Here is a 14085-nt window from a genome sequence, read left to right as displayed (position 1 = left end):
TTTCTAAAATTTGGTACTAAGGTATATACAAGCAATAAGATTACATATAAACATTTATTTACAATTTAAAAAATAAAAAAACATGAATAAGACAAACATTGAGTGGGCAGACTATATTTGGAATCCGATAACAGGATGCACTCAAATTTCAGATGGATGCGCAAATTGTTACGCGAAAGAAATTACTGAAGATTTTCAGTCAAAAGGTTCTTTTAAGTACAGGGCTGGCTTTAATACTGTTGTATGCCATGAAAGGCTACTCAATGAACCGGACTACGAAAAAGAACCCGGAAGGGTATTCGCTAATTCGATGAGTGACTTTTTTCACAAAGATGTTCTGTTTGAGTTTCTCCAGCGAATTTTTCAGGTTATGCATCGCAATCCCCACCTTGATTTCCAGATACTAACAAAAAGAGCGGATCGGCTATTGGAGTTAAGTCCTCATTTAACATGGACGGACAACATTTGGATGGGGGTTACAGTCGAAAACGAGAAGGTTATAAATAGAATCGACCAGCTAAGAGAAACAGGCGCTAAACTGAAATTCTTATCTATTGAGCCTTTACTCGGTCCGCTGAATAATCTGAATTTAACAGGCATTGATTGGGTTATTGTTGGCGGAGAAAAAGGGAGAAATGCACGCCCGATGAAAAAAGAGTGGGTTTTAGACATCCAACAGCAATGCGAAGAGCAAAACGTGACATTCTTCTTTAAACAATGGGGCGGTAGGTATGGTAACGGAGGAAATCTACTTAATGGCAAAACGTATATGAATTTTCCGAAATAAATCTACACTCCGGTATTAACACTTTTAAAACTAAAAAAACATGATTGGCGTAGAAATTTATCATTTGGACACTCCTTTTACATTTGGAAAATACAAAGGTCAAACCCTTGCAGAAGTCTTTCATAAAGACCCTATATATGTCGAATGGTGTGCTTTGAACATAAATAGTTTCTGTCTTTCAGACGATGCTATGGTTAAAATAGATGAACATTACGGAGATGAAATGTATCTGTCTATGAAAGCCATGTTGCTGATGTCAGATAGAAAAAGAGGAAAATATAAGGATGTTCTCCGGTATCCTAGATTAAGGGATGCTTTGAATCAGAAAGGATAAAAATTAGGTCTATAAGAATCATAATCTAAAATCCACCCCATAGGAGTTTCTTTTTATTGGGTGGATTTCTATAGATACATTTAGCACCTTTGCCAGATACTGCCAACTGCAATTAGTACCTTTAGGTATTTTACGTTTGTCTAATGCAGCTATAATATAGTCCGGACTGCTATAACAGGACGTGAATCTGCGGAATATCTTCTCATCATAGTGAGGTGGAATTATACCTTTATCTATTAGATAATTACGGACAGGGACAAAGAATACATCATGAAATTCACCTGAGCCACGAACCGGGTCTATAATGAAAATTTCAGAATTGGTTATAGTGAATCCTGTCTTTTCTTCCTTTACCAGACGAAGGGCAATACACTCTTTCAGATAGCTGTCTATTGTTGGTCTGCTAATATTCAATAATTTGCTGATTTCAGATTTGCAATACCCAGTATAGTTAGTATTATTCAGACAGAGGCATTTTAGAAGGATTAGGAAGCCTTTCAACTTTACTGGAATATCTGTTCTCAATAATTGCAGATTGACTCTTACAAAGTCTTTTTCAGGCTTATAAAGTTCATAAGTATTGGTGCCTTCACGTCTATAACGGTATTTGCGGAGTACCAGACCTTTATCAATTAAAGTGTCTATATGACCCGATATAGTTTCTGTTTTCTTTATTCCTGTCAATTCACATAGAGTCTGAAGGCTTACATGTGATATATATGTTACAAAGTCTGTTTTAGCCAATAAACATAAATAAGTGTATGCTTCATTTACGGTGAGTCCTAAGAGTTTGCTTATAGGTATTATCCTGTAGTCCATAGTTAGCAGATGGTTGTGTGTTGGTATAATAAAGTATCTTACGTTTTAATAATCTATTAAACTGAGAACTGCCAAGAGACAATTTGGCTTCTTTTCGGTCCTCATAAGTTTGGTTGGTCTGTTTGTTGATATACATTCTGTGATTTCCATGTTTGGAACTCTGGAAGAGTTGCGAACTTAAAATAGTTAATAGTATATTAGTTAATAGTATAGCCCCCTAATTTTTTACATGTTCATACCCCTAAAATTTTACATCTTACTTTTTCGGGATTAAATATTGCCTAATGTTTTTTCTCCAATTAGTTATTGAAGCGATTTGGTAGGTTTGAAATAATAGGTTTGTCTAATGTGGTTAATCTGTTTTCTTACTTTTACATATCCATTAAGTTGCGCCCAAATGGCGATATGCATTCGTGAATCTGGTATGCCAGCTTTAATAGCTTCTGTTTTTAACTGTTCGTAGGTATGGTACATATTACGGTTTGGTTGGTTTATAAATAATGTATCTATCAGACGTCGTCCTCTTAAAGGTAGTAGTAATGCCAGAACCGGACGCGAAGTGAGTTATTCCGTTTACTGGGACGTAGGGTAGTTTTCGATTTGGAGATAAACAAAGGTACAAAGACTTGATAGGTTGAAAAAATGAAATGCGATAAATCTACAAAAACAACCACTGTACCTCTATATGTTCTATTAATGGTACTACGGTGTGCCATGTTACAGAAAATTCATGCAAAAGGTCACTCTATTGTTGATAAATCCACTTTAGTATGAAATTTTTATCGGGTCATATACAATCAATTTTCTAAAATTTTATACTAACCGAAATACGAACAATATAACTACATAAAATGGCTTGTTCCTGAGTGATGTTCCGTATATAAAGGAATCAACAAAAAACACCCCCTCCCCGTTAAAATCTAGTAAGATGTTCCATACAAACATAGCTATAGGTATGTGAGCGATAGTAGTGTTCCCCAATACGCCCCGAGAGGTGGCTCAGAGGAAAATGATATATTATAACTCGAATTGTAGCTGTGGAAACTACGCTGCATTTTTAGTTTGACCTGCCCTATTGGGGAAATCACTCTTAGAGAAAACTGCTACTCAAATAACATAAGGCAGAAATCTAATAGGTTTTTCTTTTTGGGGAGGAAATAAACATATCATTTAACCTTTACAACCAATTCAAAATGAGAGTCATTCAGCAATGAGTGGCTCTCTTATTGTTTAATCTAATCATTTACAGAGATGAAAGATGTTTATAAAGTTTGTGATGTTACTATCCACTATGAGCCCCTAATCAAGCCTTCTGAAAGGTTGCAGATTAAGAACTCGCGGGATATTTTTAGTTTTCTGATGGAGCACGTCTTTGATATGAAGACAATCCAACACAAGGAGTCTTTTAATGTGGTATTACTGAATCGTGCTAGCAAGGTGCTTGGTGTTCACCTTATAAGTGAAGGAGGAGTTAACGGAACTATAGTCGATATTAGGCTAATCATACAGTCTGCAATCCTGTCTAACAGTAGTGGCATTATTCTTTGCCACAACCACCCTTCAGGCAATATGATGCCTAGCAATCAGGACAGATGCATCACTAACAATGTTAAAGAGGCTTGCAAGTTGTTTGATATTACTGTGTTAGACCATCTGATTATTACAGCAGAAGGTTATTATTCTTTTGCTGATGAAGGAGTTTTATAATTCTTTTATCAGAATACGATATTTAACGCTTTTGTTTATCTTTGCATTACTTCATTATGGCTAAAGAGTTAGCAAGGTAGTGAAGTACTTATTATAAGAAGCATTCTAGGATATTACTCTGCTTTAGAAAAATCGCCAGTTTTTCGAATCCGAACGAGTGATAGCGAAGAAGTGCTCTGTCTTTCTATGGAATATTCCTTTTACAAGGCGTATCACATAAAGGGCAGGGTCTATTCGCTTATTTGTTCGGGGGTCTCTGGCGATACCTTCTAAAGCAGATAAGATATACGGATAGTTCCCTGCTTCTTTTTTTATAACCGCTTCTGTTGGGAATAGGAAGCAAAAAGATTATTATTATGAGTTTAGATTCCGCAAAAGAAATTTTGCAAAATGAGATTAACGATTCACCTCATGTGAAAAACGGTCTATTGGGGCACGCTGGCACCTTTCGCAAGATTAAAGAATATGTTATTGAATCTGCTATTGCAGGAGAGACAGAAGAAGAATGCAAAGGTTGGTTTCGGTCTTTTCTGAAAGAAAATGGGATTGAAGACGAATTCGAACATGGAAAGTTGTCAGAAATCGTCGGATACATGCAAAGTATAGTTAAGCAATACATTTCTAATGAAAAAGAAAAATGAAACAGTTAGTATTTAGCATTATGACTATTCTTGTACTTAGTTCGTGGAATGTTTCGGATAACCCCAGATGTGGTCAGCAGCAATACGACTATCTTCCTGGTTATGTTTACCATTTTGACTACTGTGTTGAAACAGACGCTTCAGGTGCTTTAGTTAGAAATAACCTTAATATAGGAAGTATTTCTATCACTAAGGAGTGGGTTACTGTAGTATTGCGAGGAAAAACATATACATATAGAGTTGACACGATCAAAGATGACAATTCTGTTGTTTGTGGTGGCTACAATGTTATTATTATGCGAGCGAGGTTTAACGAACATATTGTCATGCAGTGGAATGGCGATTATTTGATGGCACATATATCAAAACGAGTCGAAATATGATTGGAAACATTGAAGGATTGCTGCTGCAAAAAAAAGCGGCAATCCTGAAATATTTATTCTTTGTTGTTTGTGGATAAATGCTGGGATACCAATTGCTATAGGTACAGTTTTTTAGCCAACGCTGTTAGTATTGATTTGACAAGGACATTTTTTTCAGAATAAAGGTTTTATAGGCCCCAAGTTAAAAATGTCCCTGTCTATAGTTTTAAACAGAAGAATTCATTATAAACTCAATAAATTAAACTTATGAAAACTTTTAAACTAATCATGGCTACTGTGATAGCTATATTATGCTTTGCCTCATGCAGTAGTGAAGAAGGTGGAGAGAAACCTGATGAAAAGCCAGCAACATCTTTAATAACTCAGAAGCTAATAGCGATTAGCGATAACAATGGTTATAGGATGAATTTTCAAAGGGATAAATCTGGACGTATTATTAAAATTTATGATACTGAAGGACAATCTTTAGAAGCTTCATATGATAAAAATCGCATATATGGCACAACAAAAGCAATAGAAGGCTCTATTTATACAACATCTTTTATCATCGCTTTAAATGATAAAGGTTATGCTTCTGAAATGACAGTTACCTATTATCCAGAAGATAGCGAAGAGTGGGTTGAGCAATTTGAATGTCATTATAATGAGGAAGGTTACATAAAAGAAAAATGGGAGCAGGAAAGTTCTGCGGAAAGCCATCACGCATACAAATATTATGATACTAAAATCAGTATTATAAGCTATGGATATCCTAACTCACACTCTTATGATATACTTTTATCAAATGAAGAAAACACAGGAGGGGTTGAGCCCATTATACTCTTTGGTGCAGCCACATTTGGTATAACAGAATTAATATATTATGGAGGATTTTCTGGAAAACCTGTTTCTTATTTACCCAATTACCTCATGAACATTAAAAGGGATAGTGAGGGCAGGATTTCTTCTACTGCATCTCTTGATGAAACTGTTGTTCTTACAATAAACTATCATTATGAATAATGCTATCTTTTTATAAAGTTGAGTGGGACAAAAATCAGTTGATTTCCGTTTTATAGACCCCGATACAGAAATGTCCCAATATTGAGGTTGTGAAGATTATGATGATATATTATTGAATTATTAATTTAAATATGAATCGGTTAGAATCAATTAAGAATATTTCTATTAAGATATTAAAAGGCTTAGGGTATGGCATTTTATTATTCATTATTTTATGCTTATCTGTTGATTTGTTGGATTTTATAGCAAGAATATTTCCCTTACCTGGAATTTACAATATATATGGTTTTATTTTGAATGTTTGCTTATTTCTGTTTTCGATGTTCCTATGCATAGGCTATGAGTTTGTTAAGCAGAATATTAGGCATAAGCGAATCTTTTATATTAGTTGTTGTATTCTGTACTTTACAGTATTAGCACTAAGCGAAGTCTTTAGCTATATACCCTTAATTGCTCTGTTTTTATTGGGGGTATTTTTCTTTTCAATATTTTTGAGAGAATATGTTTTCAGCAGATGGTTGAAAGTAGTCCTAATTGTTTTAGGAGTTATTGTTGGTGGTGAAATCATTTCATCTTTATATTATAGATAGTTTTGTTATTAGCAGCGATATTTATACCTATTTTAGTGGTGGCTATTCCTTGGGATAGATTTTAGGGTAGCTGTTATAGGCTCCATATCCCTAACGAATGCCTAAAAGCTATATAACATAATAGGGCATTATGAGGACAAGTCCAGTCATAATACTATTATATTAAATAGCAGACATTCATTAAGGATATTACCGTTAGCTTTATTGGCTGGCGGACTCTCTGATGCTCTTTCTAACGTGAAGGAGAAAATATGAAATTTATTATTAATCATTCTTGATTTAACCCTGTCAGTTAAACCGTGAGTTAAACCATCGGGGAAAGACGAATGAGAAGTGAAAAAGCGCAGCATTATAAGACTCTGTAGCTCAGTTGGTGGCGTACGAAAGCGAAGCTTTTGTAGGCGTGCAGAGCAAATGACTCTTAATCATTGGGTCGACGGTTCGAGCCCGTCCGGGGTCACAAAGGAAAGTCGCTATTTAAGCGGCTTTTTTTGTTTTTAGCCCCTTAGCTTCTCTCTTATTTCTCTCTATAAATTTACACGGATTCAAATTAAGTCCCACAACTGTTGAACTTATGTTCTACAACTGTTGAATTCGTGTTCAACAATTGTGGAACTTGTGTTCAACAGTTGTGGGATTTTAAAAATAATATTATATATTTGATTTTTAGTTGCTCATTGTGTAATCTTAAATCTTTGTCTGTATGAAAGTTAAATATGCTGTGTTTTGTTTATTATTGCTATGTTTTGTTGTTTGTGTAGGTTGTAATGACAAGACGGGAACATCCGGCAAACAGGTTGTTAATCTGATCCTTGATACCGATCTGGGGCCTGACTATGATGATGTGGGGGCTATGGCGCTTTTGCATGCTTTGGCAGACAGCGGAGAGGTTACTATCCTGGCCACTCTTTCTTCTAATTGTCATGAGATGGTTGTTCCTTGTATTGATGTGTTAAATACGTATTTTGGGCGACCGGATATTCCGCTTGGAGCACCTAAGGGAGAGAATGCTCCAAACCTCACTACATGGCATAAGGATAAATGGACAGAGTATCTTCCGGCTCATTATCCACATAAGGTACAGGCTACTTCGGATGTGCCGGATGCCGTGAGTGTTTATCGCCAACTATTAAGCAAAGCGGACGATCAAAGTGTTACGATCTGCACGGTAGGCTTCTTTACAAACCTTGCGGGATTGCTCCTTTCGCAAGGGGATATTTATAGTCCGCTGAACGGGGAAGAGTTGGTTAAGCAAAAGGTTAAACGGCTGGTTTCGATGGCTGGAGGTTTTCCGCAAGGATATGAGTTTAATGTATATATTGACACTCCGGCTTCAGCTGTTGTATTCAGCAAATGGCCAACTGAGATTGTCTTTAGCGGATTTGAAATCGGAGAGAAAATTCTAACCGGCACGTCTGTTATTGAGATGGATGTAGAAGGTAGTCCGGTTGTTGATACCTATCGTCTGTGCCTGGCGGAAGGAGATAAAAACGGGCGGATGAGTTGGGATCAAACGGCTGTATTGGTGTCCATTAAGGGGTATGAGCCTTATTATAATGTAGAGAGAGGCAGGATTGCCCTGACAGATGAGAAAGGCTCAAACAACTGGACAGCGGACGAGAATGGCAATCACCTCCGGCTGATAGAGAAAATGCCGATACAGCAAGTTACTGCTTTAATAGAAAACTACATGAAGCATCAGCCTATGAAATAAAAAATGTTTTACTAACTTTGCCGTTTGAGTTCGTGAAGCATAAGAAATAAATATGACATCAAAAGTAAAAAAGAATATCATTCTCGGGTTTTGGATATTGTATGCTGTTATCATGTTGACAGTAGTTGTTCTCTTTGTTGCTATATCCAAAGGCTCTATTGGCTATATGCCCCCAGTAGAGCAGTTAGAGAATCCTATAGATAAATACGCCTCCCTTATTATTTCGGCTGACGGAAAGACGCTGAACCGATATGCGCACAGTTCGGACAACCGTATCCAGGTCAACTACAATGACCTTTCGCCGGAACTGGTGAAAGCCTTGATTGCTACGGAAGATATTCGTTTCTCCAAGCATAGCGGGATTGATGTTCAGGGATTGTTTCGTGCCATTATCAAAAGAGGATTGTTGTTTCAGAAAAACGCCGGAGGGGGAAGTACCATTACTCAGCAGTTGGCTAAGCAGTTGTATTCGCCCAACGTAAATAATATGCTGGAGCGTCTGCTTCAGAAACCCATCGAATGGGTGATAGCTGTTAAGCTCGAACGGTATTATACCAAAGAAGAGATTATTAATCTGTATCTAAATAAGTTCGACTTCCTGTACAATGCCGTAGGAATACAGTCGGCAGCTCAGGTTTACTTCAATACTACGCCCAGAGGCTTGAAGGTAGAAGAAGCTGCTACACTGATCGGTATGTGTAAGAATCCGTCTTTATATAATCCGGTACGATTCAATGACAGGACGCGTCAGCGCCGGAATGTTGTTCTGTCGCAAATGGAAAAGGCTGATTATCTTACCAAAGCTCAATGCGACTCACTGTCTGCTTTGCCTTTGACACTACATTTCTCACGGCTCGACCATAAAGAAGGGCTGGCGCCTTATTTTCGCGAATACCTTCGCATGACGATGACTGCCAAGAAGCCTGAATGGAAGAACTATGGCGCATGGCAACGTCAGAAGTTCCAGGAAGATTCTACAGCCTGGGAGGTGAATCCTCTGTATGGCTGGTGCAATAAGAACAAAAAGGCAGACGGATCTTTCTACAATATATACACCGATGGATTAAAGATATATACAACCATAGACGCCCGTATGCAGCAATATGCCGAAGATGCCGTTCGCGAACATATAGGCCAAAACTTGCAACCCGCGTTCTTTAAGGAAAAGAAAGGACGGAGTTATGCTCCCTTCTCCCGGATATTGAAGACAGAAGAAGTAGACACTATTTTATTCCGTTCCATGCAACAAACCGACCGCTACAGAGGTATGAAGAAAGGAGGTATGAGTGAAGCGAATATACGGAAGGAATTTCAGAAGCCGGTAGAGATGACAGTATTTAGCTGGAATGGACAAGTAGACACCATTATGTCTCCAATGGACTCTATCCGCTATCATAAGAGTTTCCTACGCTCTGCTTTTATGGCTATGGACCCGAGAACCGGACATGTAAAAGCTTATGTAGGAGGAATAGACTTTAATAATTTCCAGTATGATATGGTGAACGGAGGTCGCCGTCAGATCGGCTCAACCATGAAGCCGTTCCTGTACTCCCTGGCTATGCTGGAAGGGTTCAGCCCCTGTGACCAGGTATTACACGTGCAGCAGCATCTGACCGACGAAAACGGGACTCCCTGGTCTCCCAAGAATGCAGGAGCCAAGCGGGTAGGCGAAATGGTGACCATCAACTGGGGGCTACAGAACTCCTCCAACTGGGTGACAGCTTATCTGATGAAACAGCTTTCTCCCTACACCTTGGTGCGCCTTTTGCACTCGTTCGGATTGAAAGGGAATATAGATCCGGTTGTTTCGCTGGCTTTGGGTACGCCTGATATCTCTGTGGGCGAGATGGTTGGAGCCTATTCTGTTTTTGCCAATAAAGGTATACGCGTAGAACCGATGTATGTTACGCGCATTGAAGACTCATATGGAAATACTATTGCGACATTCAATCCGCATATGCAGGATGTATTAACCGAAGAAGCCACCTATAAAACACTGCACATGCTGCGGAGCGTAATGGATGGCGGAACAGGTAGCCGTATCCGCTACCGCTACAACATCCGTGTGCCGATGGGCGGCAAGACAGGTACAACGCAAAATCATTCAGACGGCTGGTTTATGGCCTTTACACCAAGCCTGGTGGGAGGTTGTTGGGTAGGTGGAGAAGACCGTTCCATCCACTTCGACACCATGAACGAAGGACAGGGAGCCAGCATGGCACTCCCAATCTATGGCATCTTTATGCAAAAAGTATATGCAGACAAGACTTTGGGATATTCCGAAACAGAAAATTTCGACGTTCCGTCTCAATATGCCAATCCTTGTAAAGGATATAGCGAAGAAGACATACGAAACATCCCTACCGATGTAGGAGGCATTGATAAGATGTTTCAATAAATATTTGTGGTAAGGGGTATGTGGTAAGAAGTAAGCACATACCCCTTATAGCTTACCACATACTACGTACAACGTACCACATTCTTTATATTATGAAGCGCGAAACCATTATTCATCTGTTAACCTCAAGGGTAGAGCCTTTTGATTTTATTGTGATCGGAGGAGGCGCTACGGGGCTGGGTGTGGCGCTTGATGCTACAACACGCGGGTATAGTGTCGCTTTATTCGAGCAGTCTGATTTCACTAAAGCAACGTCCAGCCGAAGTACCAAGCTGGTACACGGGGGTGTCCGTTACCTGGCTCAGGGAAATGTGTCACTTGTTTTTGAAGCCTTGCGCGAGCGGGGTATCCTGCGCAAAAATGCTCCACATCTCGTAAAAGATCAGCGTTTCCTGATTCCCTGCTATCGTTGGTGGGAAGGGCCTTTCTACTTCTGCGGACTGGTACTCTATGATTTCATGGCAGGTATTCTGCGCTTCGGGCGTTCCATGTGCATAGGTCCCAAGCGGTCTGTAAAGACAATCCCCAATTTGCGTCAGAAAGGGCTAACAGCCGGAATTTTATACCATGACGGACAGTTTGATGACTCACGCCTGGGTATTAACCTCGTCCGAACAGCCGTAGATGCCGGGGCATGTGTTCTTAATTACATGAGAGTTACCGGTTTGTTAAAGGAAGATGGCAAAATAAGCGGTGTTAGCGTTCGGGATGAAGAAACCAATACGGAGTACACTATCAAGTCAAAAGCTGTCATTAACGCCACCGGTGTATTTGCAGATGATATCCTGCAGATGGATACACCGGGTAAGCGTCCCAGCGTACGTCCCAGTCAGGGAGTGCACCTGGTCCTGGATATGTCTTTCCTGCAAAGCGATTACGCCATAATGATACCTAAAACCTCAGACGGGCGTGTGCTTTTTGCCGTTCCCTGGCATGATAAAGTAGTGGTAGGAACTACCGATACGCTGATGAAGGAAGCTGTAGAAGAGCCCGTTGCCCTGGAAGAAGAGATCAACTTCATTTTGACTACGGCAGGACATTACCTGACCCGCGCTCCCAAGCGCAGCGACGTACTGTCTGTCTTTGCCGGACTTCGCCCGCTGGCTGCTCCTCGCAGTGAAGGAAAGAAAACCAAAGAGATATCCCGCAGCCATAAGATCATACGGGAAGATTCCGGCCTGATCTCTATTATTGGCGGCAAGTGGACTACCTATCGCAGAATGGCTCAAGAGACAGTAGACTTTGCTATCCGTAATATGCGTATCTCAACGCACGATTGTGTTACCGAGACATATCCTATTCACGGAGCAAAGCCTAATCCTAACTTTTCCGACCCACTCTATGTGTACGGGACAGATGCCGACGAGATCCGGGAACTGATCAATTCGTCACCGGAGATGTCCGAGCGGCTACATACCCACTACCCTTTCACTGTGGGAGAAGTAAGCTGGATTATCCGGAACGAAATGGTTTGCACACTGGAAGATGTATTGGCTCGCAGGCTCCGTATTCTCTTTATGGACGCTCGTGCAGCCTTGGAAATAGCTCCGCAAGTAGCAGAGATACTCATGGCTGAGCAGGGAAAAGACCCGGCTTGGAAAGATGCCCAGCTCACAGCCTTTAAACAATTAGTCAGCAATTATATACTCAACGATTAACGGTAAATATATGACTTTTAAGAACAAATACGTATTAGCTATCGATCAGGGAACCACCTCTTCACGGGCTATTCTCTTTAATCGGCAGGGAGATATTATTTCCCTTGCACAAAAGCCTTTTCAGCAGTATTTCCCGAAATCGGGATGGGTAGAACATGATCCGAATGAGATTTGGTATACACAATCGACAGTCATCAAAGAGGCAATGGCTAAGGCCGACCTTACCGACGAACACATCGCCTGTATAGGCATTGCCAACCAGCGGGAAACGACTATCGTTTGGGACAAGGAAACCGGCTTTCCGGTTTACAACGCCATCGTATGGCAAGACCGCCGGACGTCTGACTTTTGCGAAGAACTAAAGGAAAAAGGCTATGCCGAATATATCCAGCAGAAAACAGGATTAGTCATTGATGCATACTTCTCGGCTACCAAAATTAAATGGATACTGGACAATGTAAAAGGTGTACGTGAACGGGCGGAACGGGGAGAACTTTGTTTCGGAACAGTTGACACCTGGCTGGTATGGAAGCTAACGCGCGGCGAATGCTTCGTCACCGATATTACCAATGCTTCGCGTACCATGTTATTTAATATACATCAGCAGCAATGGGATCAGGAACTACTGGATTTATTCACGATACCTGCCTCACTAATGCCCAAAGTTGGCAGTTGCAGCGAAGTGTATGCCGAAACATCCAGTCCGGTATTCAAAAGAAATATACCGATCTCAGGAATAGCCGGAGACCAGCAAGCAGCTCTTTTCGGACAACTTTGTATCGAAAAGGGAATGATAAAAACCACCTACGGAACAGGATGTTTCATGATTGTCAATACCGGAGAGAAGCCGGTTTTGTCTCAGAACCATTTGCTTACTACTATCGGATGGAAAATAGGTGACAAGGTGACATATGCCCTGGAAGGAAGCGTCTTTGTCGGCGGAGCGGCTATCCAATGGTTGCGCGACGGCATCGGACTGATACCCAATGCATCTATCAGCGAACAAATGGCCTTATCTGTTCCCGACAACGGAGGCGTATACTTTGTGCCTGCCCTCACCGGACTGGGCGCTCCCTATTGGGATCAATACGCCAGAGGAACAATCGTAGGCATTACGCGCGGAACGTCAGCCGCACATCTCACCCGTGCAGCTCTGGAAGGTATTTGTTATCAAGTATACGACGTACTAATGGCTATGGAAAACGACTTCAACGCCAAGCCGAAAGAAATACGCGTAGACGGCGGAGCTATTGCCAATAATTTCCTGATGCAGTTTCAGGCAGATATTTGTCGTTGCCCGGTAGTAAGGCCTAAAGTATTGGAAACAACCGCTCTGGGAGCAGCCTATCTGGCCGGTCTGGCTGTTAACTACTGGAAAAACATCGACGAGTTAAAAGAGCAATGGTCGCTGGACAAGGTTTTCAATCCGGAAATGAAAGAACGCGAAGCCGGTCTGTTGCTATCCGAATGGCATAAGGCAGTAGGAAGCTCACGAGTCTGGGCGCTGCCAAACGAACAAAAATGATTTTAAACTTTTAACGTTCAACATTCAATTAAATAACATGACTCCATTTATAGCTGAATTATTAGGTACAATGCTACTAATCCTAATGGGAGGTGGCGTAGTGGCAAATGTCTGTCTGAACAAGACCAAAGGGCATGGCGCAGGCTGGATCGTTATTACAACAGCCTGGGCGCTGGGTGTGTTTATAGGTGTGGTAGTAGCCGGACCGTATAGCGGAGCGCATCTGAATCCGGCAGTTTCCATCGGATTAGCCATTGGTGGAACATTCCCCTGGTGCGATGTTTGTACGTATATTGCCGCCCAAATGCTGGGTGCTGCCTTAGGAGCATTCCTCGTATGGGTAGTATATAAAGATCACTTTGATACCACAGAAGATGCCGGGGCAAAATTAGGCGTATTCAGTACCAATGCAGAAATAAGCAATCCTGTAATTAGTCTATCCTTAAAAGCATTTCATTTATTTGATTGACAATATATTAGTTTGATTATTTCTTGTTTATATCTGCAAGAATTAGTATCTTTATCTG

11 protein-coding genes, 1 tRNA gene and 1 pseudogene are annotated in these 14085 nt (G+C 40.7%); 12 read left to right on the top strand and 1 reads right to left on the bottom strand.

Annotation, left to right across the window (positions count from 1 at the left end):
* Nucleotides 1-82: 82 nt before the first annotated feature.
* Nucleotides 83-787, top strand: a complete 705-nt coding sequence (locus tag M2470_RS03560) for a phage Gp37/Gp68 family protein (protein ID WP_280743928.1) — start codon at nt 83-85, stop codon at nt 785-787.
* A 40-nt stretch (nt 788-827) separates the two neighbouring features.
* Nucleotides 828-1121, top strand: coding sequence for a hypothetical protein (locus tag M2470_RS03555; protein WP_280743929.1), 294 nt, complete (start codon nt 828-830; stop codon nt 1119-1121).
* An 18-nt stretch (nt 1122-1139) separates the two neighbouring features.
* On the opposite strand, the gene M2470_RS03550 is transcribed toward M2470_RS03555, so the two are convergent.
* Nucleotides 1140-1940 (bottom strand): hypothetical protein, encoded by an 801-nt coding sequence (locus tag M2470_RS03550; RefSeq protein WP_280743930.1) that lies wholly within the window; start codon nt 1938-1940, stop codon nt 1140-1142.
* A 1251-nt stretch (nt 1941-3191) separates the two neighbouring features.
* Here M2470_RS03550 and M2470_RS03545 point away from each other — a divergent pair.
* From M2470_RS03545 to M2470_RS03500, 10 genes and pseudogenes are all read left to right on the top strand, one after another.
* Nucleotides 3192-3647: a JAB domain-containing protein gene (locus tag M2470_RS03545; protein ID WP_280743931.1), complete on the top strand. Its 456-nt coding sequence runs from the start codon at nt 3192-3194 to the stop codon at nt 3645-3647.
* Nucleotides 3648-4003: 356 nt separating this feature from the next.
* Entirely contained in the window at nt 4004-4288 is a 285-nt protein-coding gene (locus M2470_RS03540) for a hypothetical protein (protein ID WP_280743932.1), read from the top strand.
* Nucleotides 4285-4671 carry a hypothetical protein gene (locus M2470_RS03535; protein WP_280743933.1) on the top strand — a complete coding sequence of 129 codons (387 nt, stop codon included), beginning with the start codon at nt 4285-4287 and terminating at the stop codon, nt 4669-4671. Before M2470_RS03540 ends, M2470_RS03535 begins: the two co-directional genes overlap by 4 nt.
* Before the next feature lie 246 nt (nt 4672-4917).
* Nucleotides 4918-5673, top strand: a complete 756-nt coding sequence (locus M2470_RS03530; RefSeq protein WP_280743934.1) for a hypothetical protein — start codon at nt 4918-4920, stop codon at nt 5671-5673.
* A 945-nt stretch (nt 5674-6618) separates the two neighbouring features.
* Nucleotides 6619-6723: transfer RNA gene (locus M2470_RS03525), tRNA-Lys, on the top strand.
* Nucleotides 6724-6966: 243 nt separating this feature from the next.
* Nucleotides 6967-7977 carry a nucleoside hydrolase gene (locus tag M2470_RS03520; protein WP_280743935.1) on the top strand — a complete coding sequence of 337 codons (1011 nt, stop codon included), beginning with the start codon at nt 6967-6969 and terminating at the stop codon, nt 7975-7977.
* Between the two features lie 52 nt (nt 7978-8029).
* Entirely contained in the window at nt 8030-10375 is a 2346-nt protein-coding gene (locus M2470_RS03515) for a transglycosylase domain-containing protein (protein ID WP_280743936.1), read from the top strand.
* 92 nt (nt 10376-10467) lie between these two features.
* Complete coding sequence (locus M2470_RS03510) at nt 10468-12033, top strand: glycerol-3-phosphate dehydrogenase/oxidase (RefSeq protein WP_280743937.1); 1566 nt, start codon at nt 10468-10470, stop codon at nt 12031-12033.
* A gap of 10 nt (nt 12034-12043) precedes the next feature.
* The gene (glpK, locus tag M2470_RS03505; RefSeq protein WP_280743938.1) at nt 12044-13558 is read left to right on the top strand and encodes a glycerol kinase GlpK; all 1515 of its coding nucleotides are present in this window, start codon (nt 12044-12046) and stop codon (nt 13556-13558) included.
* 37 nt (nt 13559-13595) lie between these two features.
* Nucleotides 13596-13967, top strand: a pseudogene (locus tag M2470_RS03500) (MIP/aquaporin family protein); the annotation flags it as partial.
* Nucleotides 13968-14085: the final 118 nt, after the last annotated feature.

Source organism: Parabacteroides sp. PH5-46 (genome assembly GCF_029892785.1).
Taxonomy (GTDB): domain Bacteria; phylum Bacteroidota; class Bacteroidia; order Bacteroidales; family Tannerellaceae; genus DFXE01.
Note: the sequence above shows the minus strand (reverse complement) of the source record. Positions and strands in the feature narration are given on the sequence as shown.

What these genes read in the sequence shown, in the direction of transcription:
- M2470_RS03560 (WP_280743928.1), top strand. Translation starts at nt 83, where the DNA reads ATGAATAAGACAAACATTGAGTGGGCAGACTATATTTGGAATCCGATA.
- M2470_RS03555 (WP_280743929.1), top strand. Translation starts at nt 828, where the DNA reads ATGATTGGCGTAGAAATTTATCATTTGGACACTCCTTTTACATTTGGA.
- M2470_RS03550 (WP_280743930.1), bottom strand. Translation starts at nt 1,940, where the DNA reads ATGGACTACAGGATAATACCTATAAGCAAACTCTTAGGACTCACCGTA.
- M2470_RS03545 (WP_280743931.1), top strand. Translation starts at nt 3,192, where the DNA reads ATGAAAGATGTTTATAAAGTTTGTGATGTTACTATCCACTATGAGCCC.
- M2470_RS03540 (WP_280743932.1), top strand. Translation starts at nt 4,004, where the DNA reads ATGAGTTTAGATTCCGCAAAAGAAATTTTGCAAAATGAGATTAACGAT.
- M2470_RS03535 (WP_280743933.1), top strand. Translation starts at nt 4,285, where the DNA reads ATGAAACAGTTAGTATTTAGCATTATGACTATTCTTGTACTTAGTTCG.
- M2470_RS03530 (WP_280743934.1), top strand. Translation starts at nt 4,918, where the DNA reads ATGAAAACTTTTAAACTAATCATGGCTACTGTGATAGCTATATTATGC.
- M2470_RS03520 (WP_280743935.1), top strand. Translation starts at nt 6,967, where the DNA reads ATGAAAGTTAAATATGCTGTGTTTTGTTTATTATTGCTATGTTTTGTT.
- M2470_RS03515 (WP_280743936.1), top strand. Translation starts at nt 8,030, where the DNA reads ATGACATCAAAAGTAAAAAAGAATATCATTCTCGGGTTTTGGATATTG.
- M2470_RS03510 (WP_280743937.1), top strand. Translation starts at nt 10,468, where the DNA reads ATGAAGCGCGAAACCATTATTCATCTGTTAACCTCAAGGGTAGAGCCT.
- glpK (WP_280743938.1), top strand. Translation starts at nt 12,044, where the DNA reads ATGACTTTTAAGAACAAATACGTATTAGCTATCGATCAGGGAACCACC.